The organism is Bartonella sp. HY038, from assembly GCF_014117425.1.
Lineage (GTDB): Bacteria > Pseudomonadota > Alphaproteobacteria > Rhizobiales > Rhizobiaceae > HY038.
Genome location: NZ_CP059725.1, coordinates 1,414,658 through 1,441,453 on the forward strand (window position 1 = coordinate 1,414,658; position 26,796 = coordinate 1,441,453).

The window sequence follows — 26,796 nt, forward strand, 5'->3', positions numbered from 1 at the left end:
ATATAACATGGCCTATATATGAATTTTCTGAAACTGTGAAGCTATTTTAATAACATTAGCAAATGCTGTGGTAGTTTTTATAAAACATTAAAAATCTTCATAAGATATCCATCTTTGTCGAATATATGAGATGAATATCTATTTTCCCTATTTTACATTTAAAATGATAAGCTATAAAGCCGACCTTTTTAATGTCCCAGATGCAGTTGATTATTATGACACTTTATGAGCGACCATTTGTAAAAACTTTTGCAGTTGCGCCTATGCTTGATTGGACAGACCGTCATTGTCGTTTTTTCCATCGTCAATTAAGTGCCAATGCGTTGTTATATAGTGAAATGGTGGTAGCGGATGCAGCTATTCATGGACCTAAAGAAAGATTGCTTGGCTTTAGTGGTATTGAGCATCCCATTGCGTTACAGCTCGGCGGTAGTGATCCGCAAAAATTGGCCTTGGCGGCAAAAATTGGTGAAGATTTTGGTTATGATGAAATAAATCTCAATGTAGGCTGCCCATCTGACCGTGTGCAATCGGGTACTTTTGGGGCATGCCTTATGCAGTCACCCGATATTGTTGCCACTGCCGTTGCAGCAATGAAACATGTCGTTTCTATTCCGGTTACCGTCAAATGCCGCATTGGTGTTGATGAACAAGATACTGAAACCGCGCTTAATGATGTTGCACGTCTTTCTATTGCTGCTGGTTGTGACGCGTTTTGGGTTCATGCTCGCAAAGCCTGGCTAAAAGGACTTTCCCCCAAGGAAAACCGTGATGTACCGCCGCTTGATTATGGGCGCGTTTATCGTTTAAAAAACAAATATCCCAATATATTTATTGGTATAAATGGTGGTATTTCTAGCATTGAAGAAGCTACAAACCATTTGCACTATGTCGATGGTGTTATGGTTGGGCGCGCCGCCTATCAAAATCCAGCGCAATTAAGTCATGTTGACTATGTAGTTTATGATGAAGCCTATCGCGAAATTGACTTTGAAAGCATAATAGAATCAATGTGTATTTATACCGATGCCCATATTCGGGCAGGGGGGCGTTTATCGCATGTAAGTAAGCATATGGTGGGATTATTTCATGGTTTTCCAGGCGCAAGGCGTTGGCGGCAAATATTGTCAACCGATGCAACCAATTATGATGCAACATCGAGCGTTATTAGAAAAGCCTTTGCCGCAGTAGATGTAAGCGGCATGCAAGAAAGCAAAGACAGTGAGAGCGGGGATACCAGTTCAAATTAATATTTTTGACCGGTAAAATATCATTTTACTGGCTAGCTAAAATACTATTCACCAATTCTGGGATGAGTTTATCGAAGTGGCTAATAATGTGATTGGGCGCAAGCTGCGAAACAGGAACATTCGTATAGCCAAAATCAACAGCAATAACGGGAATTCCGGCTGATTTAGCAGCATTTATATCTGCAGCACTATCGCCAATCATAACTGCATGTTTTGGATCACCGGCAGCGGCTTCTATGGTTGATAAAATATGACGACCATCGGGTTTACGCCATGCAAAACTATCACCACCACATATTGCACTATAATGGTTTTGCGGATCGATTGCGTTGATAATGCGTTTTGCAGCTTCTTCAAATTTATTGGTACAAATTGCAGTTAAAAAGCCAGCGTCTTCAAAGCGTTTAACAGCCTCTCTAGCACCGGGGAAATAAGTTGTTTTCCCCGGAATATGAGCCTTATAATGTTTTAAAAATATTGCCACCATTTCATCAAGCATGGCATCATCAAAAGCGATATTTTGTTCGCTTAAGGCGCGTTGAATCATCACGCGACCACCTTGCCCTAAAAATTGGTGCAAATCATCTAAATCCGCAGTTTTGTAGCCCTTTTCTTGTAAACAAAAATTTAAGCTATCTAGCAAATCAATAGCTGTTTGGGCAAGGGTTCCATCAAGATCGAATATAATAATAGGTTTAGCCATTTTATTTGCTTTCCTTTAACCAAATTTTCCAATCTTCTAAAGCGCGAGCACTCAATGCCATTTTCTTGGCGATGGTCTTTTCTTTCCCGCGCAGTCTTTTACCCTCTGGTTTTGGCACATCAATTGGGGGGAAAAGACCAAAATTTATATTCATGGGTTGGAATGAGCGCTTTCCACCCTCTTCCTCTACCGAAATATGCCCGCCTGTAATATGATTTAACAATGCACCAAAGGCAGTGGTTAGCGGCGGCGGAGTAATCAATTTTTGAAGCTTTTCAGCCGCAGCAAAACGCCCTGCAATATAACCAATTGCTGCAGATTCGACATAGCCTTCGCAACCAGTAATCTGGCCAGCAAAGCGTAAGTTTAAATTGCTTTTTAGGCGCAAATAGGGATCCAATAATTGCGGTGAGTTAAGGTAAGTATTGCGATGCAAACCACCAAGGCGAGCAAATTCTGCATTTTCAAGACCTGGGATCATCCGGAAAATTTGCGTCTGCGCTCCATATTTTAGTTTGGTTTGAAAACCAACCATATTGTAAAGCGTACCCAAAGCATTATCTTGGCGCAATTGGACAACGCCATAGGCTTTTATATCTGGTTGATGAGAATTCGTAAGCCCCATTGGTTTCATTGGGCCATGACGCAATGTTTCGCGGCCGCGCTCTGCCATTACTTCAATTGGTAGGCAACCATCAAAATAGGGGGTATTTTCAAAATCACGAAATTCCGTCTTTTCCCCATCAATCAAAGCGTCAATAAAAGCCTCATATTGGCCCTTATCTAAGGGGCAATTAATATAATCTTTACCATTACCACCAGGGCCAACCTTATCATATCGCGATTGATACCAACAAATATCCATATTGATACTGTCTTTATGAATGATCGGTGCAATAGCATCAAAAAATGATAAAGCAGCTTCATCGGTTGATGCTAAAATTGCATCAGCAAGGGCAGGCGAGGTGAGTGGACCCGTCGCTACAATCGTGCTACCCCATTCTTTGAGTGGTAAACCTACAACTTCTTCACGGCGAATTTCTATATTGGGATGATTAGACAATCGTTTGGTAACTTCTGCGGCAAAACCATCGCGATCAACCGCCAATGCACTACCAGCAGGAACCTGATGAGCATCAGCTGCGCTCATAATTAAAGAACCTGCAAGGCGCATTTCAGCGTGTAATACGCCAACAGCATTGGTTTGACTATCATCAGAGCGGAAAGAATTTGAACAGACCAATTCAGCAAGATGGTCACTTTTATGAGCATCGGTTTCGCGGGTAGGGCGCATTTCATGTAAAACAACCTTTACACCCGCCTCTGCTGCGGTCCATGCAGCTTCAGAGCCTGCAAGACCACCACCAATAATATGCAAAGCCTGATTATCTAAATCTGACATTTTTATCTTTCTAACGTTCAAAATCTAAAAAAAGTGAACTCTTTAAACTTATTAAAAAACTTAAAGAGTTTAAGCCAACATTTTGATCTAAATATCAAATCAGAGCGATGACAAAAATACATTGCTATAAGCGATATCAATAATCACAGGTCAACGCTGCCCCACTATTTTAACAAGAGGTTTTTGTAATTAGTTTCTGCAGCTTTAAACAAACCGATGATAGAGAGATTCTTTAAACGCTTCCGTCACTTCTGGCAAGTACCTAGTCTCGAGCGGGGCAATCACAAAGTCTTTAAAAATAGCAATAGGCTAGAGCTAAAGGCATTTGGCGTACAAGCTATTTCATGGCTCAAAGCTTCGTATATTAAAAGCAATATAAATATCACATAAGATATATTATGGAACTTTTTATGATATCTTTATCGAAAAGACCATGTTTTGGTTTGAAAGATCGGTAATATGCTATAGATAGATAAAAACCCATTTAATCAAGGATGTTATAATGTCAGACTTAAATATTGGTGATAAAGCACCTGAATTTACCTTGCCAGACGATAATGGTGATATGGTGTCTTTAAAGGAACTGCAAGGCAAGCCAGTTGTGCTTTATTTTTACCCTAAAGATGATACCAGCGGCTGTACGACAGAAGCTTTGGACTTTACCGCTCTTATTAGTCAATTTCGTGATATTGGCGTGCGCGTACTTGGGATTTCACCCGATAGCGTTAAAAAGCATGACAAATTTAAAGAAAAGCATCAGCTTGCTGTTGAACTATTAGCTGATGAAGAAAAGACTGTTTTGACTGCCTATGGTGTTTGGGTCGAAAAATCCATGTATGGACGCAAATATATGGGCGTAGAGCGTACAACACTTCTTTTAGATGCTAATGGCACAATCGCTGAAATCTGGCGTAAGGTTAAAGTGACAAGCCATGCTGAAGCTGTATTGAAAGCAGCACAAGCGTTAGTTGCGTAACAAACACTTTTCTTGTAATTGGCAACCTAATCCAGTTTAATTATATTGGATTAGGTCTTTATGCTAGGTTGGCTTTTTATTGGTAATTCGCCAATAAATTAACGTTTTTTTATGGCTTGCTATGCTTTGCTAGCAATGCATAAGGAACGTAAAATTATGAAATTTGCTTTTATTTTAATAACCACCGCTATCATTTTGCCAAGCAACAGTTTTTCTTTTAAAAGCAGCATATTAGAGGGTGATATTAAACCCTATAGCCAACCCCTACCCGCAAAAACCAACTATATCGCTGCCAAAGAATCTGTCATTAATCAAGATGACTATTTTGTTGATATTGATCCAATTATTACTGGCAGCCATGTTCTGCTTCATTAATTCATTATTGATATTTTACGCATTTTTTAAATTTGGATAATCGTCATGTATAAGAGTTTTAAATTGGTTTTTAGCAGCAAATCAGGCCGATTATTATCCAGTTTTTTGGTTTTATTTTTTGCCAATTTATGCGTTGATAACACGGTAAACGCCCAAGATAGCAATATCGCTACGGGGGTTGCCATGCATGGCGGTCCGCAATTAGCCAAAAATTTTGATCATTTTCCTTATGCTGATCCCAATGCCCAAAAGGGCGGTAGATTGTCTTTTGGTGTTATTGGTACATTTGATGGGTTCAATCCTTTTATATTGCCAAGTATGCGTACAACAGTTCGCGGTCTTTTCGGCGATGAACAATTAGGATCCTTAGTATTTGAAAGTTTAATGGTGCGTTCACGTGATGAGCCATTCACCCTTTATGGGTTAATCGCCGATAGGGTTGAAATAAATGACGCACGAACCGAAGCAGTTTTTCATTTAAATCCTTTAGCAAAATTTCAAGATGGAGCACCTATAAGGGTTGAGGATATCATTTTTACCATAGATCTGTTGCTTGAACATGGTCGACCACCGTTTATTAGTTACGCCAAGCGCATAAAGAAAATTGAAAAAATAAATGATCAAGCAGTACGGTTTATATTTAATAATGACGGTGATCGAGAGCTACCTTTATTAATCGCTAGTGTTCTGCCAGTTTTGCCTGAACATGCTATTAACCGTGAAAATTTTGCAAAAAATGGACTCACGCCTTTATTGGGGTCAGGACCATATAAAATTTTTCAATTTGATCAAGGGCAGCGCGTTATTTATAAGCGTGATGAAAATTATTGGGGCAAAGATCTAGCTGTTAACAAAGGGCTTAATAATTTTGATGAAATTCGCATTGATTATTATCGAAACGATAATGCTCGATTTGAAGCTTTCAAAAAAGGCATTCTTGATCTGTTTATTGAAGAACAACCTAATCGTTGGCGGTTAAGCTATGATTTTCCCGCAGTTCAAGAGGGAAAGGTTGTAAAAGAGGAATTTAAAACAGGCACGCCTGCTCCAATGATTGGTTTTGTGTTCAACACACGACGATCACTTTTTGCTGATAAAAAAGTGCGTTACGCTCTTTCTAGCCTATTGGATTTTGAATGGTTAAATCGTAATCTTTTTGATAATCTCTATCAGCGCACCGAGGGATTTTGGGATGGTTCGGAGCTTTCATCAATAGGTAAACCGGCAAATGATTTTGAAAGGCAATTGCTAGCGCCCTACCCTGACTTGGTTAGCCAAGACATTTTAGATGGAACATGGCATCCGGCAAAAACGGACGCATCTGGAATTAACCGTTTTGGGGCGCAACAAGCTTGGCAAGAGCTAAAAAATTTAGGTTTTACACGTAAAGGAAATCAGATTTACACGCCATCTGGTCAGCCTTTTACTTTTGAAATCATGACGCGCTCGATCGAAGAGGAAAAAATTGCCCTCGCCTATCAACGCTCACTCGCCCGTATTGGTATTACAGCTAAAGTACGCTCAATAGATGATAGTCAATATCAAACACGATTAGGCACTTTTGATTATGACATGATTATTGGTCGATTAAGTGCATCATTGTCCCCTGGTAATGAGCAAATACGCCGTTGGGCTTCATCATCTCGTGATATGGAGGGCAGTTTTAATTATGCAGGCGTTGCTAATCCTGCAGTTGATATCTTGATAAAAACAATGCTAGAGGCACGCAGCAAAGAAGAATTTACCAGCAGTGTTCGCGCGCTCGACCGCGTGCTTATTTCAGGCTATTATTATTTGCCCCTATACCACCTTCCCCACCAATTAGTAGCGCGCCGAAATTATGTAAAGCATCCCAATTATACTTCGCTTTATGGTTATCGTATCCCAGCTTGGTGGATAGATGAAAGCGAAAAAGCAAAGTTAAAAAAATAAAAATGGTTTTAGTTTTTATATTTAGTGCTTATATAACAAGCGATATAAAAGCCTATTCATTAAGAGGTTGTTTGTGACTAAATTAACTATCGATATTATCGCCGATTTCGTCTGTCCTTGGTGCTATATTGGCGGTAAGCGACTTGATAAAGCACTTAAAATCTTAGAAATTAATGATGCTAAAATTGAATGGAAGCCCTATCAGCTTGACCCAACGCTTCCAAAACTTGGTCGCCCTTATGAAAGTTATTTAAAACAACGATTGGGTGGAGCAGATAAGGTTGATGAAATTCATCGCCAACTTATTGAACTTGGTAAAGAGTTTGAAATCGAGTTTGATTTTGAAGCTATTGAAATCATGCCAAATACATTAGATGCTCATAGGGTTACTTATTGGGCGGGACAGGCCGAAAGTGATACCCAAACTAAAGTGGCTTATGAGCTTTTTTCAAGGTTCTTTGAGCAAGGTCAAGATATCGGCGAAACGAATATTTTAACCGATATTGCACGTGAAGCAGGTATGCGTGGTGACGTTGTTGAAAAACTTCTTGAAACAAATGTTGATATTAATACCATGACAGATGATATTGCTCTTGCCCAAAAAATTGGTGTTCAAGGTGTTCCGTGTTTTATCATTAATAAAAAATATGCGATTATGGGCGCGCAATCAACTCAGCAATTTGCTGATGCAATTGGGCAGATATGCGCTGGCTTTGAACCGCAGGGTAGCGAAGATCGATAGTTTAAAAACAATTAAAACAATGATATAGCTAAAAATATAAAAGCGCAAATTTAACTAAAAAGTAAATTGGCGCTTTTAATTTATCAATATTTCACTTATTTCTAAATCATTCAATTATCATTTATATTACTGTTTTAATTAAACAGTTTTGTTTTAAATAAAAAAGTCAAAAATGCTTGCTCTTTTATAAAACCAAATTTTAATAGCCACCTTGGCGCAGTGGAGCGATCTGGATTTCAACGCGTCTATTTTGGGCCCTACCCATTTCCGTTGCATTTGATGCAATTGGATTTGATTGTCCATAACCAACTACGGAGAAGCGGCGTGGATCAACGCCTTGACTGCCAAGATATTGTGCAACCGCACCAGCTCGGCGTTCTGATAGACCTTGGTTATAATTGGCATTACCTGTCGAATCGGTAAAACCGAATACGTCTACTATTGATTGATCAAATTTCTTCAACACAAGAGCGACCGAATTTAACGTATTATAGAATTGCGGTTTGACAGCATCTTGGTCGGTATTAAAAGTTACATTACCAGGCATATTTAAAATAATCTGGTCGCCATTACGAGTGACAGAAACGCCAGTACCTTGCAATTGGGCTCTTAGTTCTGATTCTTGGCGATCCATATAATTGCCAATTGCACCGCCGGCCAATGCACCAACACCGGCGCCAATCAATACGGCATTACGTTGGGCACGGCTTGAACCACCAACGAATAAACCTCCTAAGGCACCAAGCCCTGCCCCGAGAGCTGCACCACCAGCCGTTTTTGATATTTGCTGCTGACCTGTATATGGATCAGTTGTCATACAACCGCCCAAAAAGCTACCTGCAGTTAATAAAATGGCAATTTTCTTGATCATTAATGGTTTCTCCATCAAGTGCGATAATTACAAAAACCCAAGAACGAAGTAATTGGGCACAAAGAATATTTAAGCTTTAATATATAACTTAGGGCATTTTTATGAGCAATCCACTAAATTCACTCGACACTCATTAGATTTTAGCGTTTTAAACCTACTTTGGTAAGCTGTATATTTACAGGTTACATTAATTGGTCTGCTCTCTTTCGCGCCGCAGCTTTGCCCACCAATCGAGCCGTTTTTGCAATTCACGCTCAAAACCGCGTTCAACCGGTTGATAGAATTGTTGACGTTTCATTTTTTCAGGAAAATAATCTTGGCCTGAAAATGCATCTGGTTCATCATGGTCATAGCGATAACCACCACCATAACCTTCTTCTTTCATTAATTTTGTTGGCGCGTTTAAAATATGACGTGGCGGCAATAATGACCCATTTTCTTTGGCGGCGCGCATAGCGGTTTTATATGCAAGATATGCAGCATTAGATTTGGGTGCTGTTGCCAAATAAATGCAAGCCTGCGCTAAAGCAAGCTCTCCCTCCGGCGAACCTAAATAATCATAAGCATCTTTGGCGGCGTTGGTCACAATAAGCGCCTGAGGATCAGCAAGACCGATGTCTTCAACTGCCATGCGCACTAAACGCCGGCCAATATAAAGTGGATCTTCACCTGCATCAAACATACGACATAGGTAATAAAGTGCGGCATCGGGATCAGAGCCACGCACCGACTTATGAAGCGCCGAGATTAAATTATAATGTCCATCCTGCCCCTTATCGTAAACGGGCGCACGACGCTGTATCACATCTTGGAGTGAATCTGCACTAAAAATTTCATCTTTACGCGCTGCACGCCAAATTTCTTCAGCAAGGGTTAAAACTGCACGACCATCGCCGTCAGCCAGTCTTATCAACACGCTGCGCGCAGTTTCATCAAGCGGTAATGCTTTATTTTCAATAGCTTCAGCACGAGATAAAAGAACAGCTAGGCTCTCTTCACTATGAGATTTAAAGCTTAACACGCGAGCACGTGATAATAAAGCCGCATTTAACTCAAAAGATGGGTTTTCCGTGGTGGCGCCAACAAGAATCACCGTTCCATCTTCCATAACCGGCAAAAAACTATCCTGTTGGGCTCGGTTAAAACGATGGATTTCATCAACAAAAAGTAAAGTTTGGCGGCCATTACTCTGATTTAGCCGCGCCTTTTCAAAAACTTTCTTTAAATCAGCCACGCCAGAAAAAATTGCTGAAATCTGCTCAAAAGCTAGGTCTGTTTCATTGGCTAAAAGCCTTGCTATTGTCGTTTTTCCAGTTCCTGGCGGGCCCCAAAAAATCATCGAGCCAAGGGAGTGCGATGCAATCATGCGAGTTAATATGCCCTGCTCACCGGTTAAATGTTCTTGACCGGTAACTTCATTGAGTTTCGTAGGGCGCATTCTCTCGGCAAGAGGACGATTTTGGTCAACAAGTTTATCTTGTTTTGGCGATTGAAATAAATCATCCATAATAGTGAGAGCCTATCCATAACACATGTTCAATACCGTAGATCTAGTGTTTTTGTAGAAACAATTCAATGTTAGATTAAGACACGAATCTTTTATATTTAAAATATCATGTGCATTGTAAACGCACTTTGCGTTGCCATTTTTTTGCGGAAGATATCTAAGCTTTTTGCTTTAAGCGCTTGTCCAAAATGACCTAATGAAACTATCCCCAATATTCACAAGTAATGAACAGTTTTTTTATAAAATCTATGTTTGAAAACCACAAGATGTAGTTTTTTAGCTTATATTAAAACAAGCCCTTGACGATCTATTTTTTTTAACCCTTTATGCCAAAATGAAGCAGTAATCTTTCGCTTCATCATTGTTTTTGCGTTTTGTGCCCTATGTAACGGTTTATCGGAATTTTAAAATTTCGTTGGCCGTTTTTTTAATAGCACTTTTTATGGTAAATACATTATTAAAAAAAATACTCATACCTACTATATTTAGTGTTGATTTTGCATTTTAGATGGTAGATATAGATTTTTATAAAAGCAAATCGTTAAGAATGAATCGCCTGCAATTGAGTAATTTAAGCCCCTCATTTATTTGCAGGTTATTTTTTTTGCGCTTTGATGTCTCTTTTGGAAGGTACACTTTCAAAAAAAGATAACAGGATAGGTTAATCTTTATGGGATGATATATTCCCATAAACGCTATATGCGCCACAATATATAGATAAGGTCAGACTAATGAAAATTGCCCGTTATTTCACCAAAGCAGGTCAATCACCTTATGCTGAGATTGAGTTTCGCCATGCAACGAGCGAAATTAAAAATCCAGATGGATCGATTGTTTTTCGCATGGAAAATATTGATGTACCGGCACAATATAGTCAGGTAGCTGCCGATATTTTGGCGCAGAAATATTTCCGTAAGGCTGGCGTTCCAAAATTTTTGAAAAAAGTTGAGGAAAACGACGTTCCATCTTGGCTTTGGCGCTCGGTCGCAGACGATATCGCGCTTGCCAGTACTCCGCATAGTGAGCGCTATGGTAGTGAAAGTGATGCAAGACAAGTATTTGACCGCTTGGCAGGAACTTGGACCTATTGGGGTTGGAAGGGTAAGTATTTTTCTAGCGAGGAAGATGCACGTGCTTTTCGCGATGAACTTGCTTATATGTTAGCGACGCAACGCGTGGCGCCTAATAGCCCACAATGGTTTAATACAGGTCTTCATTGGGCTTATGGCATTGATGGTCCTGGTCAAGGGCATTATTATGTTGACTGGCAGACTGGCCGTTTAACCAAATCAACTTCATCTTACGAACACCCACAGCCTCATGCTTGCTTCATTCAATCTGTTGCCGATGACCTTGTTAATGAAGGCGGCATTATGGATCTTTGGGTACGTGAAGCGCGCTTATTCAAATATGGTTCAGGTACAGGTTCAAACTTCTCGCAATTGCGCGGTGAAGGTGAAAGCCTATCTGGCGGTGGTAAATCATCTGGCTTAATGAGTTTTTTGAAAATTGGCGATCGTGCGGCTGGAGCTATTAAATCTGGCGGTACAACGCGTCGCGCGGCTAAAATGGTGGTGGTTGATGCGGATCATCCTGATATTGAAGCCTATATTGATTGGAAAGTTAACGAAGAACAAAAAGTTGCCGCTCTCGTCACTGGCTCTAAAATTGTCAAGAAGCATTTAACCGCTATCATGAAAGCATGCGTTAATTGCGAAGCCGATAATGATGATTGTTTTGATGCACAAAAGAACCCTGCCCTAAAGCGTGAAATTCGTGCTGCTAAAAAGGATATGGTGCCTGAAAATTATATTCAACGCGTTATCCAATTTGCACGCCAAGGGTTTAAAGAAATTCAATTTTCTACCTATGACACCGATTGGGATTCAGAAGCCTATTTAACTGTTGCCGGCCAAAACTCAAATAACTCTGTATCAGTTAAAGACGAGTTTTTACGAGCCGTTGAGCAAGATGCCGACTGGAATCTTATCCGTCGTACCGATGGCGGTATTTATAAGACATTGAAAGCTCGCGATTTATGGGATCGTATTTCATATGCGGCATGGGCATCAGCTGATCCTGGCTTGCACTTCAATACAACAATGAATGACTGGCATACATCGCCAGCGGCAGGTCCTATCCGTGCATCAAATCCTTGCTCGGAATATATGTTCCTCGATGATACTGCTTGTAATCTTGCCTCAATCAATCTTTTGCCTTACCGCAAACAAGATGGCAATATTGATATAGCAGCTTATGAACATACTGTGCGCCTTTGGACCATCGTGCTTGAAATCTCGGTAATGATGGCGCAGTTCCCATCGCGCGAAATTGCAAGGCTTTCCTATGAATATCGCACATTAGGTCTTGGCTATGCTAATATTGGTGGCCTCTTAATGACATCTGGTATTCCTTATGATTCTGATAAGGGACGTGCATTAGGCGGTGCATTAACCGCTATTATGACCGGTGTGGCCTATGCAACTTCTGCTGAAATGGCATCTGAATTGGGTGCATTTACGGGTTATCCTGCAAACGCTAGTCATATGTTACGGGTTATACGCAACCATCGCCGCGCAGCCTATGGGCAAACGCAAGGCTATGAAAAACTCGCGGTTAATCCTGTTGCATTAAAAGATGTTGATTGCCCCGATTACCGGTTAATTGAACGTGCTCGCCTTGCTTGGGATAGAGCCTTGCAATTGGGTGAAGTACATGGCTACCGCAATGCTCAAGTAACCGTAATTGCACCAACCGGAACTATTGGTTTGGTGATGGATTGCGACACAACTGGTATTGAACCAGATTTTGCTTTGGTGAAATTTAAGAAATTAGCAGGTGGCGGTTATTTTAAAATTATTAACCGCGCCGTGCCAGAAGCTTTGCGCACCCTTGGCTATAGCGAATCGCAAATTGCTGAAATGGAAGCATATGCAGTTGGCCATGGGAATATCAATCAAGCGCCAGCGATTAATCCATCTTCCTTAAAGGCCAAAGGCTTTACAGATGACAAGATTGATCTTTTAAATGCAGCTCTTAAAAGTGCATTTGACATAAAGTTTGTCTTTAATAAATGGACGCTTGGCGAAGATTTTTGTAAAAACGTTTTAGGCCTTAGTGACGCACAACTTGATGACTTCTCTTTTGAGATGCTACAAGCGCTTGGTTTCTCAAGGAAAGACATCGAAAAAGCAAATATCCATGTTTGCGGCGCAATGACATTAGAAGGTGCACCATTCCTAAAAGAAGAGCATTACGCTGTTTTTGATTGTGCTAATGCTTGCGGTAAGATTGGCAAACGTTATTTGTCAGTCGAAAGCCATATCCGTATGATGGCAGCTGCCCAGCCCTTTATTTCGGGCGCTATTTCAAAAACCATTAATATGCCAAATAGTGCAAAGATTGAAGATTGTGCCAAGGCCTATATGCTTTCTTGGAAACTTGGTCTTAAAGCCAATGCGCTATATCGTGATGGGTCTAAACTGTCGCAACCATTGAATTCATCTCTTATTAGCGATGAAGATGACGAAGATGATAGCGTGGAAACTCTTTATGAAAAGCCAATGGCAGCACGCGTTGCCGATGTTAGCGAAAAAGTGGTTGAAAGAGTTGTTGAGCGCGTCATTGAAAAAGTGGTTGAGAAAGTTGTTCATGACCGCGATAAATTACCTAATCGCCGTCAAGGCTACACACAAAAAGCTATCGTTGGTGGTCACAAGGTGTATTTACGCACTGGTGAATTTGGCGACGGCCGTCTTGGTGAAATCTTTATTGATATGCATAAGGAAGGCGCTGCTTTCCGTGCAATGATGAATAATTTTGCGATCGCTGTGTCACTTGGACTTCAATATGGTGTTCCATTAGAAGAATATGTTGATGCTTTCACCTTTACCAAGTTTGAGCCAGCCGGTATCGTTCAGGGTAATGATGCAATTAAAAATGCAACATCAATTCTCGATTATGTGTTCCGTGAACTTGCTGTTTCCTATTTAGGTCGCAATGATTTAGCCCATGTTGATATTTCAGATTTTTCTAATACTGCTCTTGGTAAAGGCGTAAAAGAAGGCAAAACAAATCTGATTTCAACCGGTTGGACACGTGGCTACAAACCAAAAAGCTTAAGCCCTCTTTCCAATGAGCCTAAAGCTTCCAGTAATGTTGCACCAATTTCAGCAAATTCAAACGTCACGACATTAAAGCCAGCCAATACAATTAACGTTGTTTCTTCTTCACAACCAACTGCATTATCAAGCGATGGCGCTACAGCTTTCAAACATGATTTTACACCCGAAATCACTGAGGAAGCGATTGACGAATTTGAAATTGATTCTTTGTTTAATGATGATGAGATTAGCAATGCTTTATCAATAAAAGATGCAGAAGCACAGCAGGCGGAAACTAAAAAGAAAACCGCTAGTCGGCGTATCCAAGCAATGATGCAAGGATATACAGGCGACATGTGTAGCGAATGTCAAAACTTCACCATGGTGCGTAATGGTACGTGTTTAAAGTGCGATACATGCGGTTCAACTAGCGGCTGCAGCTAAAAATAATCCCTGCTTATTTGTTTAAGTGGGGATCCTCATTTTCAGTTTGATTTAAAAAAAACGCTGTGAGTCTAATGGTGGCTCACAGCGTTTTTAATTTAATCTTATCGCCGCTTAATAAAATAATGCAGCACAGCTATTTTTAAATAATCTTCACCCAACACGAACCGGTATTGTGTAGTTTCATTAATTAAAGAGATTCTTAAAAAATAAGTCGCCATTTAACTCATTACCATCAATACTCGGTCAAACATTGGTATTTTTGGATCAACTTATCCACAATCGTGAATTATTTTAAAAAAAATGCATATTTAAGTGTTTTTAGGCTTGCAAGTTTAGATCAATATGCTAAATGCATGTCAACGCAAACGCGTTGCCCTTATAGCTCAGTTGGTAGAGCACCTGATTTGTAATCAGGGGGTCGGGAGTTCGAGTCTCTCTGGGGGCACCATTTATCTTATTGATAATGCTAAACAATCCTTAAAAGTTGAAAACTGGAAATAGCAAGGTTAGACACTTTTTAAGTGGGGTTAAACATTCTTTGTTTTGCGTCTATTCACTTCTTGCACCAAATTTACAATTACTGGCGTTAGTTTTTTGAAGCGTTTCGCTGACCTTAAATAGTGTTGGTCCATGCCGGTTGTTCTTTGCCCTAACATGCCTGCAATGGTGCAACCATCGTAACCTAATTCTGCTAATATGGTCGCAACTGTGTGGCGTAATCCTTTTAGTGTTAGCCCTGCTCCAATTAGCCCTTTTGGCTCAAGCATTAGCTTGATTGGTCGCCGAGAGGCATGAAACCCTGAAACAGTCCATGGCTTACCTTAACTATTTACACAAAGCATAGTTGTTTCGGTTTTTACCGTTTTAGAAATCTTGCGGGTAATCGGTGCAGGTAATGGAATCCATACAGCTTCGCCTGCCTTAACGCGGCTAGTAGAAATCAGTCCTTCATTTATTGTAGATTTGGGTAGCAAGATCGCGTCTTTCGGGTCCAACCCGCAACAAATCATCAAAAAAATCGATAACCGCATATGCGTAGGCATTGTAGCTAAAACAGCGTCACGCTCATTATTTAATCATGGGCGAATAGCATATGCCCCACCTTTTGCCCTTAGCTATAGGGATTATTAAGATGATAGTTGATAAAGCCAATATTGCAACAAATCATGATAGTGGTAAACCATGCCTTGACCTATTGCCAGTAGAGCCTTGTAAAAAATAGCAAAGATTTTAGCCTTTGGTGCGCAAAAATATGACGACCATAATTGGCGCAGCCAAGCAGATGGTAAGTTTGTATAAGGGCGGCTTTACGCTGCCGCGGTGCGGCTTAAATTTCCGTTTGGAATGGTGAAGATTTAGACGCTAAATCCGGCCTACCCCACGCCGCCTGCAATATCATCTTTTTGCTTGAATTTATGAACAATAGCGGCGGCGTTGATGACAGTGTGAAAAAGTGGGCCTTGTGATGGTAGATAATCAGTCATGTAACACTAGGAGGTACCAGTGGCGGGGCGTCAACATCGCGATTGCTAAGCGGTCGAATACCCCATTTTATAAATCCATTAACAATGGAAGCATCGGTCAGGACTTCATCGTTAAAAAGGCAATCAGAACCAAAATCAAAATTATAAAAATTTTCTGCTCTTACTATCCGAAAGTCATGACTAGTAGACGTAGAAGTCCCAAAAAGGCAACTTTGAAAAACATTTTCATAAGGATAAGATATTCCTTCATATTCGTTGCACTCGCCTGTAATTGGGTCATAAGTTGTCTCATTTACTGTAATAAATACTGGTATAAATTTGTTTTGCTGATTAAATGTGCATTTAAAAAATTTGCAATTTTTAGTTCTGAAAGGTACGTATTTTTCATCAAAAATTTCCTTCATGAATGTATAATTATCATAAATAATGCCCTTAGTATTTGGCCACATTTTAAGCCCCCTAAGCATTTTATCGCCTTTAATTGTTACATCATGGAGAACAACTGCACTTCCGTTATTTTTATTGTACTTGTCAATAACATCAAGCGCTTCAAATTCAATTGGGTTGCCATCACAATTCATACCATTAGGGCTTTGCCGCGCACGTTCATTGACAAACAATTTAAGCACTTTGACAGCCTGACGTGCAAAGACGTTATTTTTATCCGGAACGTCAATGATGTAAGACAAGCAAATGACTGCAGCTGTTTTTTCAGCATCTGTTGTATCAGCACCCAACAATTTGGTGGCATCAACCAGCAATTTTGCAAGATTATTATTTTGTGTTTCTATCAAGTTATCGGTAGCCAATCGATAATTGTCGTTGCTAATAGCAAGTTGTTTCGCTTGTGTTTTTTCTTGCATAGCATGCAGCGCGCCGCGCCATACGACGACGCCCAATGTAATTATTCCGATTACCCCAATAGAGATTTTAGACGCAATTTCAAAATTAAGGGTTTCAAAGCCATCACCAAACCAACCTTTTAGCACGGCAATGTGGGTTGAATAAATACCCATGCAAGCAATAATCAGCCCCACGCATCCAACGACTGCAATGCCAGCCAAAATGGGTGGTCGCCAACTTCCAAGGCTTTCCCTTTTCGATTGTCGTTGAACAGTATCTTTTACTTCACGTTTCTCGCTGTTCATGCTTTTCCCTCGCGTTTTGCACAAGGGAGATTGTTAGCATGAGTGGTTCAATAATCAATCCTTTTATTGATGAAGCCGGTGGCGTAAAAATTGCCGATTGTGTGGCTGATCTTGGTTTGCCAACAATTTCCCGCAATGGTGTTTATGATGGCTCCTGCCCGCAATGTGGTGGCAAGGATCGCTTTTCTTACAATATCCGTAAAGATGTTTGAAATTACCGTGGCTGCAAAAAAAGCAAACTCATTCCGCTAAGTGGTTTTGTGTTTAAGCGTGATGGCTATTTCAAGCCGCGTTTTGAGTGCAAGCGTATGGTGGTGGGTGAAGGCATTGAGACGGTGCTTGCTTACGCCTTGCGGAAAGTTTGCGCAATGACACCATTTACGCAGCAAGCGGAGACCTTGGCAACTTATGTGGCCCTGCCGATCGTGCAAGCAGCTTTGCTCACTCAAGCCAAACCATGCCCGACAGTAAGGGGCGTGTGCGCCGTGTTTTTGTGGCAGGTGACAAACCACTGATGAGCGCTTAGCAAAGATTGGAATCGATAATGCATGGAATCTCCTTTGCCACCTCCAATATCTAATTGAGTATTAATCAAGTTAGTTTTCTTGCAAAAAAGCAGACGCGTTATGCCACCCAAACTTTGTCACAATGCACTTATTTTACAATTTTCGACAAGGTCGGCAGGCGGATTATGAATTTAAAGCCGCACGCCATAATTTTAAATAGAGATATAGAAAATTATTATACCTATTCAAAATCTCTCTTTCCTGTTTCCTTTTCTAAAACCATATAATCTAGCGGTAATTGCGTTGTGTACTTGATTTGCTCCATAGCAAAAGAGGAAGAAACATCACGAATTTCGATTTTGCTGATTAGCTTTTTATAAAAGTTGTCATAAGCACCAATATCAGGAACAACAACGCGAAGCAGATAATCAATATCGCCGCTCATCCGGTAAAATTCAACAACTTCTGGAAACTCACGAACCACTTCTGAGAAACGCTTCAGCCACTCATGAGAATGAGAGCCGGTGCGAATAGAAACAAATACCGTTACTTTGGTATTGACCTGTTCCGGATCGAGTATCGCTACCCTCCGTTGAATAACCCCATCTTCCTCAAGCTTTTGTATTCTACGCCAACAAGGGGTTGTCGAAAGACCCACTTTTTTTGCAACATCTGCTACTGCAAGAGTTGCATTTTCCTGTAAAAGACGTAATATTTTACGGTCCAACCGGTCCATTAGTTCCTCACAATTCTTATTGGAAAACAAATATACTGATTTGATTTCGCTTTATATTTTTATTCTGTTAGAAAAATATCTAACCATGCCTGATACTTAAAATTGAGCCGAATAACAATTTTAGCATGGAATAAATATATTTTCAGCAAGTACATAATTCCAATCATATTTTATCAGAATTAATTCAAACTTTAAATCTAATCCCACACTCTATTTCCGTTCTAATTAGATTATTTTTCTAACATTTAAATAAATTATATAAAAAAAATTCAAAAATTACGTTTTTTAAAAAATCTCACCCTAAAACACTGACCGAGCCTTCGTGTATAGTTATTACAATTGATTTTTAGAATATTTACTATTCCTATGAAGTTCATTGCGAAAAATATAAGCTGTTACTGCGAAAAATTAGACGAGATCCTCTCTAAATATTATTTGATATCGTTTCATTTCAACTGGTTATGAAATATGACTGAAATGATCGCATTTTCGTCAAAACTTAGCCTAGAAATAGCACTAAATCGCAAGCTAAAAGCTAACCAATGCGATATTTGAAGAATCTTTTACTTTTCAAATATCATGAAATGGTGACAAAGCAATTTAATGCCTTTTTACACTCACAATTAAATTAAAATTTATTGCATTCTGGAGACACTAATGAAAGCCTTGCTAAAATTAGCAATATTATCTTGTTTAATTGCCCTGCCTTTACCTGCAATTGCAGAATACTCGATTTCAAACCTCGATATCAATGACGCCAAAAATATGATTAATACTGGAACAAGTGCAGCAGCTGAAGCAAAAGCAAATATTTGTATTGCTGTGGTTGATACATCTGGAATGCTAATTGCTTTTCAACGCATGGATAAGGCACCGCTTAGCTGCATTGACGCCGCAATTGCAAAAGCAAAATCTGCGGCTCTTTACCGTATAAAAACATCGGTAAATATGGATCGCGTCAATAGCGCTGAGCCTGCTATTGCAACCTTACCCAATTTGGTGCCTGTTGGCGGTGGCGTACCCGTACTTAATAATGATATAGTAGTCGGCGCTGTTGGTGTGAGCGGCGCAATACGCAATGTAGAAATTCAAATTGCTGAAAAAATTGCCAATACTTACACAAAATCGTTAACCCAAACCAATACTCAATAGTTGGTAATACGCGCTAAATTAATTTATTTAAAATATACGTCTTAATCCAAAAGCACAATTTTTTGTTGTGCTTTTGGTGTTTCACAATCAAATTAAAACGGCTATTTTTATAAATAGGAGCAGCCAACTAACTTTAGTAAGTTAAGGGCTGTCTAAGCATATAAACATTGTAATCAAACGAAATAAGCAGTCATCGTTTATGAAATATTTTGTTACTGGATCAACAGTTCGAACAGGTGCTGATTTGGACAGTATGCATCGTAATATAGCTGTACGATTTTTAATAAATTACACTGCACCATTGCCGTCGTGCAACAAGAACGTGCGGCACAATTGCTAGATGACCTTAAAATCATCGCGAATTAACAATTTCAAGGGTATTTTTTTAAAAATGGTGGGCCCGGAGGGACTCGAACCCCCAACCAAGCGGTTATGAGCCGCCGACTCTAACCAATTGAGCTACAGGCCCCACGCAGGACAGTTCCTAAAGGAATGTTTCACTATATACAAGTACTTTTTTTAATTTTTCCAACTTTTATTTTAAGCCACATTTTATATGATTGTTAATTATGATTGAGTTGGAAATGCAAATATATGAGAGGGTAAATTCAGCTATAGCAATTAGCTAATTTGGGGATGCAGTTGCTAGTCATAATGAGTCTCATAATGCTTTATTTTTAATACTTAATATCCTTTAGCAATTACATTTAAGAGCAATTTATATTTCAAGGAGTTATTCTGTTTTTTTCCGTTTCAAACTACGTTTTAGGATAGATAGACTGGCACCACCAATTGTAAAAACAGTAGTGAAATATATAACCATCGCACCAAGGACTAACCCAATAACAGTCATAGTGCGGGTGAATAATGATGCTTCAACCGATAATGGATATTGCAAATATTGAATAGAAAAATATAAAATTACAGCCATAATAAGTGATGCAAGAATTAAACGGGGTACTCGTTTTAATAGTTGACTATCCCTGCTCCAATGCCCTCTTTTAATAAGTGTTGCGAGCAAAAGTATAGCATTAACCCATCCAGCTACAATCTCAGCAATAGCTATTCCCTTTGCTGAAAGATAGGGGAATAGTGTAATTGCAATAGCAATATTGACTGCAACTGAAATACCGGCAAAAATCATTGGTGTTTTAGTATCTTCACGGGCAAAAAATCCTGGAATAAAAGCTTTTATCAATACAAATGCTGGCAGACCAAGCCCGTAAATGGCAAGGATTGAAGCAACAGTTAGGGTAGCAGTTGCATCAAATTGTCCTCGTTGAAATAATAGGCGTACAATGGGCTCTGACATTACAAGGAACGCTGCTGCAGCTGGCAGAGTTAAAAACAAAGTAAATTCAACAGATCTATTTTGTAAATTGCTTGCTTCAACCATATTTTTAGCGCGCAATGCCCTTGATAGCTCTGGCAAAAGAACCGTTGCAACAGCAATGCCAACAACGCCAAGAGGTAATTGATAAAGACGATCAGCATAAACAAGTGATGATACCGCTCCAGATTGGCTTGATGCGATATTGGTATTGATAAGCAAATTAATTTGGGTGATGCCGCCAGTAATAGCCGCAGGTAGCGCTAATACGAGTAAGCGACGTACATTCGGTGTGAATTTAGGGATGCGCAATGTGATCTTCATTCCAGCGTTATAGACGGCTACCCATACAATAAATAATTGCACCAAACCTGAAACCAATACCCCCCAAGAAATATAGACACCAACATGCCAAACATCGAGCTTTACAAACCATGCATATGCCAAAACGCCAATCAGAATAATATTGAGAAAAACCGGTGCAATAGCTGCAGCAAAATAACGATGAAGTGAATTGAGCATACCGCCCATCATTGCCGCCAATGACATACATGCAAGGTAAGAAAACATGATGGTGGCAAGGCGTACGGTTGCATCGTATTTTTGTGGGTCGCTTGTAAAGCCAGGTGCAATAACATAGGAAACAAGCAGCGGCATTGAAAGTTCCATTGCTATTGTTAAAACAATTAGGATGGAAAATAAAACACCAAAGACCTCTTCGGAAAACTTACGAGCACTTTCCATGCCCTCTTCCTCGATTTGTTTCGAAAACAAAGGGACAAAAGCGGAATTAAATGCACCTTCTGCGAAAAGACGACGAAACGTGTTAGGAAAACGAAATGCGGCGTTAAACGCATCGGCAACAGGGCCAGTTCCAACGGCTGCGGCCATGAGCATTTCACGTATAAACCCAAAAATACGGCTCATTAATGTGCCAGACGCAACGGTTGCAAACTTCTTTAAAAGACTCATTTTACTGCTTTTCAATGACTGCGCCGCAAATAGCATTATAAATAAGCGGCTTTTTGCCTTAGGCTTAACCTTAAACTACGAAGCAAACAAGTCTAACAATACCGAATTAAAAAAATCTTATAATATCAAATCAAAAAATCTATATACTTTTTTTGATGGTAAAAACTGATCGGATAGGGATTGGCAAGCAGAGGTGCCATCATCACATAATTCTTATCTTATTTCACTTGTTTATTGATGAAATTGGATTAAATTTTATGGGAATAACGAATGTTAAAGAGTGGCATATACAAAATTATGTGATTTTGTCGACAAATAAACTTCACTTATTAAAATTAAAAAAATTTTCAACAATATGTAGTTAGGGAAATAAAATGGTTGAGCATAAATCCAATGAACAAAAAATTAAAATAATTGACGTCGAAAAACTAGAAGAACAAGATGATAATCTTGATGGTCCAATTGATACCGTTGATATTTTTGATGAGGTAGCTGAAGGCGGATCGCCGCGATATGATGGTAATCGTCGTAAGTATCTAGATGATCTGGATAACCCACTTGATAATGAAGACACCGATATTATAAATGAAAATATGTATGAAAGCGAACCTGATGAAGATGAGGAAGAATAAGAAGCGCTTATTGGCAAATAACATATCAGTTCGCGAAAAGATCTATTTTAAAAATATAGCGCCCCTAAAAATATAGGGGCGCTATAAATTTATTCTACCGGTACAATTTTACCGTTTTCCCATTGATATAGAGAAAATGTTTTTGATGTCATGTCACCACGCTCACCATAGGTGATCTCACCAATAGCTGTCGGGATTGGTTCTCCAGAATGAAGCACATCTGCAACTGCTTGCGCATCATCCGCACTTCCTGCCTTTTCAATGCCAAATGCAATGACTTGCACTGCGGCATAACCGTTCATAGTAAAGGCTTCTGTAGGAATTTTATTGGCGCTGAGCGCCTCTAACGCATCTTTTGCCAACGGATTTTTCGAAGAATCTGCCGGATTGGTGAAGATCGTCCCTTCAACAGCATCACCCGCAATAGCTCCTAATCCTGAAGTATTAAGACCATCGCCACCGATCATGATTGCCTTTACCCCCTGCTCACGCATTTGGCGTAAAAGAAGACCTGCTTCAGGATGATAACCGCCAAAATAAACATAATCAACATTATCAGCCTTTAGGCGGCTAACAATGACATTATAATCGCGCTCGCCAGGTGTGATTGATCCATAATAGCTTTCGGTTATACCACCAGCGTTCAAAGTCTTTTTAAACGAATCCGCAAGACCTTTTCCATAAGTAGCCTTATCATGGATGATTGCAATATTTTTTCCCTTCCAATGCGCAAGTGCATATTCAGCAGCAAAATCTGCTTGTTGGTCATCTCGCCCAATTGTTCTAAAAACATTCCACATATTTCGTGCAGATAGTTCAGGTGTTGTAGATGACGGAGTAACCATCAAAATATCATTATTTTCTAAAATAGTTGATACAGGCATTGCAGAGTTGGATGTTACTGGTCCAACAACATAAAGAATACCTTCACTGGCAATTTGGTTGGCTACCGAAATGCCTTGTTTTGGCTCTGCTGCATCGTCAAAAATCTTTAAAACAAGCTTTTCACCGTTAACGCCGCCTTTTTTATTAATTTCATCAATTGCGATACGAGTACCGTTGCTAGCCTGTACGCCATAGGCTGCCACTGGACCTGTTACAGGACCAATAAAGCCAATGGTAATATCAGCAAAGGCTTTGGGTGCAAAAAAACAGCTGGAAAGAAGTACAGCTGAAAGAACGGATTTCATAGATAAACGCATATATGATACTCCTAGATCAAAAAATAAGCATGTGCTTAAGCAATATGTTATTATTAAATAAGCGCAAAGCATAGGAAAATATAATTATAAGTCAGTTTTCATGCGATTAAAACCCATAGCTTTAATATAATATAGGATCTCCAAAACTGAATATAATTGTTTTTATCAAATACCTAAGGCAGGACCTATTAATTTGAACGAAATGGTATGAGCATTTTTTTAAAAACCAAAGGTTAAATATGAGCAGAGCCGCAAGAAATGTTAATATTTAAAGGGCTCTTCGACAAAGTCATCGCGAAAATTTAACATATCCTGATAGGACACAAAAACATCCGTAGTCTACTGCGGAGAAAAGCTCAAATGGGTATACCACCCATTTGAGCTTTTCTCCGCTTTATATTAAAAATTGTATATTTTGTTGTATATTTGGGCTTATTTCTTTAAATGAATAGGTCTTGATTTTAGTTATGCCTATGCTTGATGTAATCAATTATTACCCAATGCTACAGCATAATAAAAACGAAAAAACAAATTTTCCAACTTCTTTCCAACTTCCAGCCACCTAAAACTAGTTTAGATCTTCCTGCAATACTTCCTTAACTGCTGTTGCGAGTTGTTTTAATGAAAATGGTTTTGGCAAGAATGTAAAATTCGCATCATCTGGAAGATTTTTGGCAAAAGCGTCTTCTGCATAACCCGATACAAAAATAAATTTGATATAAGGGTATTTTTTTTGCAAAACACGTAACAGACTTGGTCCATCCATTTCTGGCATTACCACATCAGAAACGACGATATCGATTTTTCCATTACATTCTTCAATAACTTCGAGCGCCTCCACACCAGTTGCGGCCTCATAAACAGTGTAGCCGCGTGACTGAAGTGCTTTAACCCCACCTTTTCGAACTGCATCTTCATCTTCGACTAATAAGACTGTAGCAGAACCTGAAAGGTCGACGGATTTATATTCGATTGCTTTGGATTCAAGCTTTTTAGGTTCTTCTTCTGTATCAATCGCCGGAATATAACGCGGTAATAAAATGCTAAATTTAGTACCAAGACCAATTTCAGAGGCGCAGAAAACATAACCGCCCGTCTGGCTAATAATACCATAAACCATCGATAAACCTAATCCTGTACCTTTGCCAAGTTCTTTTGTTGTAAAAAATGGATCAAAGATTTTTTCAAGAATTTCACTAGGAATGCCGGTTCCAGTATCGCTTATCTCGACAAGAACATAATCTTGCTCAACCGGTATTGGGTGATCATAGGGAAATAATTGCGATGCAGGTAAATTAGATGTTTTGATGGTTAAAATTCCGCCCTCTGGCATGGCATCACGCGCATTGGTAGTAAGGTTCATAAAAACCCGTTCCAATTCGGCAAGATCGCCCTTGATTGGCCATATATCACGACCATGCTCAACTACCAACTTAATGGTACTACCAATGAGGCGATCTCCTAGCAATCTAAAATCAGATAAAACATCGGTTAAATCGAGAACTTCAGGGCGAAGAGTTTGACGGCGTGAGAAAGCCAAAAGCTTTTGCACTAATGCAGCAGCACGATCCGCATTATTCTTAATATTCATAATATCGGGATGAGATGGGTCAGAGCTACGATGACTAAGCAATAATAGATCGCAAGACATAGTAATTGCAGTAAGCACATTGTTAAAATCATGTGCAATACCGCCAGCTAACTGACCTACCGCTTGCATTTTTTGCCCATGTTCCACCTGCTGTTCCAATGCACGTTGTTCAGCAATTTCAACAACCGACACAATAAATAAAGGCTCAGTACCATAGGTGTTAAGTGGTAGTTGACTAAAATATAATCGAATATAGCCATCTTCACGATTTACTAATGACGTATCTAAATAAGCAATATTTTGAGCACCTGAAATTGTATGACTTAAAATCTGTTTCAAGCGCACTTGCTCGCGAGGGTGAATAATCGACACTAGATTTAGCTCTGCGCTATCTTCTCCCAACTGTGGTATTGATTTCAAAAATTGCTGATTATAATTAACGATTGCTCCATGAGAATCAATGATTGCCATGGCAATAGGATTTACAGCAAAAACATCTATTGGTTGTTCGACCAGATAGTTGCGGTTTTCGATTTCTACTGAGGTAGGCGTTGGAAGAATAGCATCACTCATCAACTTGCTGCGTAAGATTAAAAATGCCCTTTTATCCTCGCTTTTAATTGTATCGGCTATAGTCGCCATGTACATAGTAACCGCAATGTGGCCACCAGACGAATTGGATAATTCTAAATCAAAAGTTAAATTTTCAGCATTTGAATTAGCTACAGTTTCTTTGATATTGGCAAAAACCTCGTTACCGATAAAATTAGTAAGATTGAAGTCTTGCAGCGGGAATTGCGCTATATCAACAGCTAACCACTTAGCAAGTGTGGTATTCATATATTTTATTTGGCCGTTATCGTCAAAAGATATAAAACCAGCAGGAGAATTATCAAGATGATAAATCGCCTCTTGCAAGTCCTCAAATAGGCTTTCCTGACGATCGCGCAAATTTGTAAAATCAGCAATATTCCAAATAATAAAGCGTTCGCCTTCAACCTCCATAGGGCTTACATTTACACCATAAACAAAGCTTTTCGTTTGTTCGTCTTTTTTTCCCAAGCCGCCAGAAATACGCAACTCTTCATAGGCGCTCTTATCTGATTGCGCGGCAAGGTTGAGCTTATAGATTATCTGTGTGGCCTTTTCATTTTTACTAAACAAGACTTCAGGTGTATAAGATTGTGGTCCTGCCAATTGGCGATAAGCTGAGTTCATATAGCGAATCGTTCCCACATTATCGGTAATTACAACCGCATCAGGCATATGATCTAACATCTTTACAACTGAACTTTTACGCGGATCTGCGGTAGTAAACCGGCACACTCCTAGGGTGGTACAAAGTAAAAAAAACAAACCTATTGCTGAAAATGCACATAAAACCGCAAGTAAAATTTGCGGGTCTAACTTCATTTCATACGCATAATAAGCACTGCCACAACCAACAAGGATAAGAAGCACCGATGTGATCCTACCAAATATCACCCAGCCGTTTCTACCATGATCTTCCGATGACCCGTTAGCATTTTCGTCCCGTGACATCATATAACCCTTTTACTTAAAGCACACACATATTGAAGTTATGTTCAATCATAATGCAGCCAATGGTGCAAATCCAGATTGCTAATATAACTATTTTAAAAAGAAAATGGCTGTGGATGCTTCTAGAATAAAAGCATTTTTTTCCATTTCCATCTGTTAACGTTTCCTTTAATATGTCAAAACCATTAATAAA

21 protein-coding genes and 2 tRNA genes are annotated in these 26,796 nt (G+C 39.5%); 11 read left to right on the plus strand and 12 right to left on the minus strand.

Going from position 1 to position 26,796, the window contains the following annotated elements; all coding sequences use genetic code 11:
- The first annotated feature begins 200 nt into the window (after positions 1-200).
- Positions 201-1,250, plus strand: a complete 1,050-nt coding sequence (gene dusA, locus H3299_RS05965) for a tRNA dihydrouridine(20/20a) synthase DusA (protein WP_182419672.1) — start codon at positions 201-203, stop codon at positions 1,248-1,250.
- Between the two features lie 25 nt (positions 1,251-1,275).
- On the opposite strand, the gene H3299_RS05970 is transcribed toward dusA, so the two are convergent.
- Positions 1,276-1,953, minus strand: coding sequence for an HAD-IA family hydrolase (locus H3299_RS05970; RefSeq protein ID WP_182419363.1), 678 nt, complete (start codon positions 1,951-1,953; stop codon positions 1,276-1,278).
- Between the two features lies 1 nt (position 1,954).
- Positions 1,955-3,355 carry a methylenetetrahydrofolate--tRNA-(uracil(54)-C(5))-methyltransferase (FADH(2)-oxidizing) TrmFO gene (gene trmFO, locus H3299_RS05975; protein ID WP_182419364.1) on the minus strand — a complete coding sequence of 467 codons (1,401 nt, stop codon included), beginning with the start codon at positions 3,353-3,355 and terminating at the stop codon, positions 1,955-1,957.
- A 502-nt stretch (positions 3,356-3,857) separates the two neighbouring features.
- On the opposite strand from trmFO, the gene bcp reads away from it, so the two are divergent.
- The 4 genes from bcp (at position 3,858) to H3299_RS05995 (ending at position 7,380) form a co-directional block, all read left to right on the plus strand.
- Positions 3,858-4,331, plus strand: a complete 474-nt coding sequence (bcp, locus tag H3299_RS05980) for a thioredoxin-dependent thiol peroxidase (protein ID WP_182419365.1) — start codon at positions 3,858-3,860, stop codon at positions 4,329-4,331.
- A gap of 156 nt (positions 4,332-4,487) precedes the next feature.
- Positions 4,488-4,706, plus strand: coding sequence for a hypothetical protein (locus tag H3299_RS05985; protein WP_182419366.1), 219 nt, complete (start codon positions 4,488-4,490; stop codon positions 4,704-4,706).
- A gap of 183 nt (positions 4,707-4,889) precedes the next feature.
- Complete coding sequence (locus H3299_RS05990) at positions 4,890-6,638, plus strand: extracellular solute-binding protein (RefSeq protein WP_182419673.1); 1,749 nt, start codon at positions 4,890-4,892, stop codon at positions 6,636-6,638.
- A 67-nt stretch (positions 6,639-6,705) separates the two neighbouring features.
- Positions 6,706-7,380 carry a DsbA family oxidoreductase gene (locus tag H3299_RS05995; protein ID WP_182419367.1) on the plus strand — a complete coding sequence of 225 codons (675 nt, stop codon included), beginning with the start codon at positions 6,706-6,708 and terminating at the stop codon, positions 7,378-7,380.
- A gap of 199 nt (positions 7,381-7,579) precedes the next feature.
- Here H3299_RS05995 and H3299_RS06000 read toward each other — a convergent pair whose 3' ends face one another.
- Together H3299_RS06000 and H3299_RS06005 are read right to left on the minus strand one after the other, a co-directional pair.
- Positions 7,580-8,251 (minus strand): OmpA family protein, encoded by a 672-nt coding sequence (locus tag H3299_RS06000; protein ID WP_182419368.1) that lies wholly within the window; start codon positions 8,249-8,251, stop codon positions 7,580-7,582.
- A 187-nt stretch (positions 8,252-8,438) separates the two neighbouring features.
- Positions 8,439-9,758, minus strand: coding sequence for a replication-associated recombination protein A (locus tag H3299_RS06005; RefSeq protein ID WP_182419369.1), 1,320 nt, complete (start codon positions 9,756-9,758; stop codon positions 8,439-8,441).
- 731 nt (positions 9,759-10,489) lie between these two features.
- On the opposite strand from H3299_RS06005, the gene H3299_RS06010 reads away from it, so the two are divergent.
- Together H3299_RS06010 and H3299_RS06015 are read left to right on the plus strand one after the other, a co-directional pair.
- Positions 10,490-14,305 carry a vitamin B12-dependent ribonucleotide reductase gene (locus tag H3299_RS06010; RefSeq protein ID WP_182419370.1) on the plus strand — a complete coding sequence of 1,272 codons (3,816 nt, stop codon included), beginning with the start codon at positions 10,490-10,492 and terminating at the stop codon, positions 14,303-14,305.
- Between the two features lie 375 nt (positions 14,306-14,680).
- Positions 14,681-14,756, plus strand: a tRNA-Thr gene (locus tag H3299_RS06015).
- Between the two features lie 79 nt (positions 14,757-14,835).
- Here the strand turns inward: H3299_RS06015 and H3299_RS06020 are convergent.
- The 3 genes from H3299_RS06020 to H3299_RS06030 all read right to left on the minus strand — a co-directional run bounded on the left by H3299_RS06020 (position 14,836) and on the right by H3299_RS06030 (position 16,856).
- On the minus strand, positions 14,836-15,075 hold the full coding sequence (locus H3299_RS06020; protein WP_182419371.1) for a hypothetical protein: 240 nt from the start codon (positions 15,073-15,075) through the stop codon (positions 14,836-14,838).
- 54 nt (positions 15,076-15,129) lie between these two features.
- A complete protein-coding gene (locus H3299_RS06025) occupies positions 15,130-15,282 on the minus strand; it encodes a hypothetical protein (protein WP_182419372.1) in 153 nt (50 codons plus the stop codon).
- Positions 15,283-15,788: 506 nt separating this feature from the next.
- The gene (locus H3299_RS06030) at positions 15,789-16,856 is read right to left on the minus strand and encodes a hypothetical protein (protein ID WP_182419373.1); all 1,068 of its coding nucleotides are present in this window, start codon (positions 16,854-16,856) and stop codon (positions 15,789-15,791) included.
- Between the two features lie 122 nt (positions 16,857-16,978).
- Between H3299_RS06030 and H3299_RS06035 the strand changes: the two genes are divergently transcribed.
- Together H3299_RS06035 and H3299_RS06040 are read left to right on the plus strand one after the other, a co-directional pair.
- The gene (locus H3299_RS06035; protein ID WP_182419374.1) at positions 16,979-17,152 is read left to right on the plus strand and encodes a primase-helicase zinc-binding domain-containing protein; all 174 of its coding nucleotides are present in this window, start codon (positions 16,979-16,981) and stop codon (positions 17,150-17,152) included.
- Positions 17,153-17,301: 149 nt separating this feature from the next.
- Entirely contained in the window at positions 17,302-17,466 is a 165-nt protein-coding gene (locus tag H3299_RS06040) for a hypothetical protein (protein WP_182419375.1), read from the plus strand.
- Between the two features lie 221 nt (positions 17,467-17,687).
- Here the strand turns inward: H3299_RS06040 and H3299_RS06045 are convergent, their stop codons facing one another.
- The gene (locus H3299_RS06045) at positions 17,688-18,182 is read right to left on the minus strand and encodes an Lrp/AsnC family transcriptional regulator (protein ID WP_182419376.1); all 495 of its coding nucleotides are present in this window, start codon (positions 18,180-18,182) and stop codon (positions 17,688-17,690) included.
- A 657-nt stretch (positions 18,183-18,839) separates the two neighbouring features.
- On the opposite strand from H3299_RS06045, the gene H3299_RS06050 reads away from it, so the two are divergent.
- Positions 18,840-19,334 carry a heme-binding protein gene (locus tag H3299_RS06050; protein WP_182419377.1) on the plus strand — a complete coding sequence of 165 codons (495 nt, stop codon included), beginning with the start codon at positions 18,840-18,842 and terminating at the stop codon, positions 19,332-19,334.
- A gap of 392 nt (positions 19,335-19,726) precedes the next feature.
- Here H3299_RS06050 and H3299_RS06055 read toward each other — a convergent pair.
- Positions 19,727-19,803 (minus strand) — tRNA-Ile (locus tag H3299_RS06055).
- 264 nt (positions 19,804-20,067) lie between these two features.
- On the minus strand, positions 20,068-21,636 hold the full coding sequence (gene murJ / locus H3299_RS06060; RefSeq protein WP_182419378.1) for a murein biosynthesis integral membrane protein MurJ: 1,569 nt from the start codon (positions 21,634-21,636) through the stop codon (positions 20,068-20,070).
- A gap of 374 nt (positions 21,637-22,010) precedes the next feature.
- Between murJ and H3299_RS06065 the strand changes: the two genes are divergently transcribed.
- Positions 22,011-22,268, plus strand: a complete 258-nt coding sequence (locus H3299_RS06065; RefSeq protein WP_182419379.1) for a hypothetical protein — start codon at positions 22,011-22,013, stop codon at positions 22,266-22,268.
- Between the two features lie 89 nt (positions 22,269-22,357).
- On the opposite strand, the gene H3299_RS06070 is transcribed toward H3299_RS06065, so the two are convergent.
- Positions 22,358-23,470 (minus strand): ABC transporter substrate-binding protein, encoded by a 1,113-nt coding sequence (locus H3299_RS06070; RefSeq protein ID WP_182419380.1) that lies wholly within the window; start codon positions 23,468-23,470, stop codon positions 22,358-22,360.
- A 568-nt stretch (positions 23,471-24,038) separates the two neighbouring features.
- The gene (locus tag H3299_RS06075) at positions 24,039-26,606 is read right to left on the minus strand and encodes a response regulator (RefSeq protein ID WP_246708157.1); all 2,568 of its coding nucleotides are present in this window, start codon (positions 26,604-26,606) and stop codon (positions 24,039-24,041) included.
- Between the last annotated feature and the right edge of the window lie 190 nt (positions 26,607-26,796).

Coding starts and splice junctions, on each gene's coding strand:
- dusA (WP_182419672.1), top strand. CDS start 201: ATGCAGTTGATTATTATGACACTTTATGAGCGACCATTTGTAAAAACT.
- H3299_RS05970 (WP_182419363.1), bottom strand. CDS start 1,953: ATGGCTAAACCTATTATTATATTCGATCTTGATGGAACCCTTGCCCAA.
- trmFO (WP_182419364.1), bottom strand. CDS start 3,355: ATGTCAGATTTAGATAATCAGGCTTTGCATATTATTGGTGGTGGTCTT.
- bcp (WP_182419365.1), top strand. CDS start 3,858: ATGTCAGACTTAAATATTGGTGATAAAGCACCTGAATTTACCTTGCCA.
- H3299_RS05985 (WP_182419366.1), top strand. CDS start 4,488: ATGAAATTTGCTTTTATTTTAATAACCACCGCTATCATTTTGCCAAGC.
- H3299_RS05990 (WP_182419673.1), top strand. CDS start 4,890: ATGCATGGCGGTCCGCAATTAGCCAAAAATTTTGATCATTTTCCTTAT.
- H3299_RS06000 (WP_182419368.1), bottom strand. CDS start 8,251: ATGATCAAGAAAATTGCCATTTTATTAACTGCAGGTAGCTTTTTGGGC.
- H3299_RS06005 (WP_182419369.1), bottom strand. CDS start 9,758: ATGGATGATTTATTTCAATCGCCAAAACAAGATAAACTTGTTGACCAA.
- H3299_RS06010 (WP_182419370.1), top strand. CDS start 10,490: ATGAAAATTGCCCGTTATTTCACCAAAGCAGGTCAATCACCTTATGCT.
- H3299_RS06020 (WP_182419371.1), bottom strand. CDS start 15,075: ATGCTTGAGCCAAAAGGGCTAATTGGAGCAGGGCTAACACTAAAAGGA.
- H3299_RS06035 (WP_182419374.1), top strand. CDS start 16,979: ATGAGTGGTTCAATAATCAATCCTTTTATTGATGAAGCCGGTGGCGTA.
- H3299_RS06045 (WP_182419376.1), bottom strand. CDS start 18,182: ATGGACCGGTTGGACCGTAAAATATTACGTCTTTTACAGGAAAATGCA.
- H3299_RS06050 (WP_182419377.1), top strand. CDS start 18,840: ATGAAAGCCTTGCTAAAATTAGCAATATTATCTTGTTTAATTGCCCTG.
- murJ (WP_182419378.1), bottom strand. CDS start 21,636: ATGAGTCTTTTAAAGAAGTTTGCAACCGTTGCGTCTGGCACATTAATG.
- H3299_RS06065 (WP_182419379.1), top strand. CDS start 22,011: ATGGTTGAGCATAAATCCAATGAACAAAAAATTAAAATAATTGACGTC.
- H3299_RS06070 (WP_182419380.1), bottom strand. CDS start 23,470: ATGCGTTTATCTATGAAATCCGTTCTTTCAGCTGTACTTCTTTCCAGC.
- H3299_RS06075 (WP_246708157.1), bottom strand. CDS start 26,606: ATGATGTCACGGGACGAAAATGCTAACGGGTCATCGGAAGATCATGGT.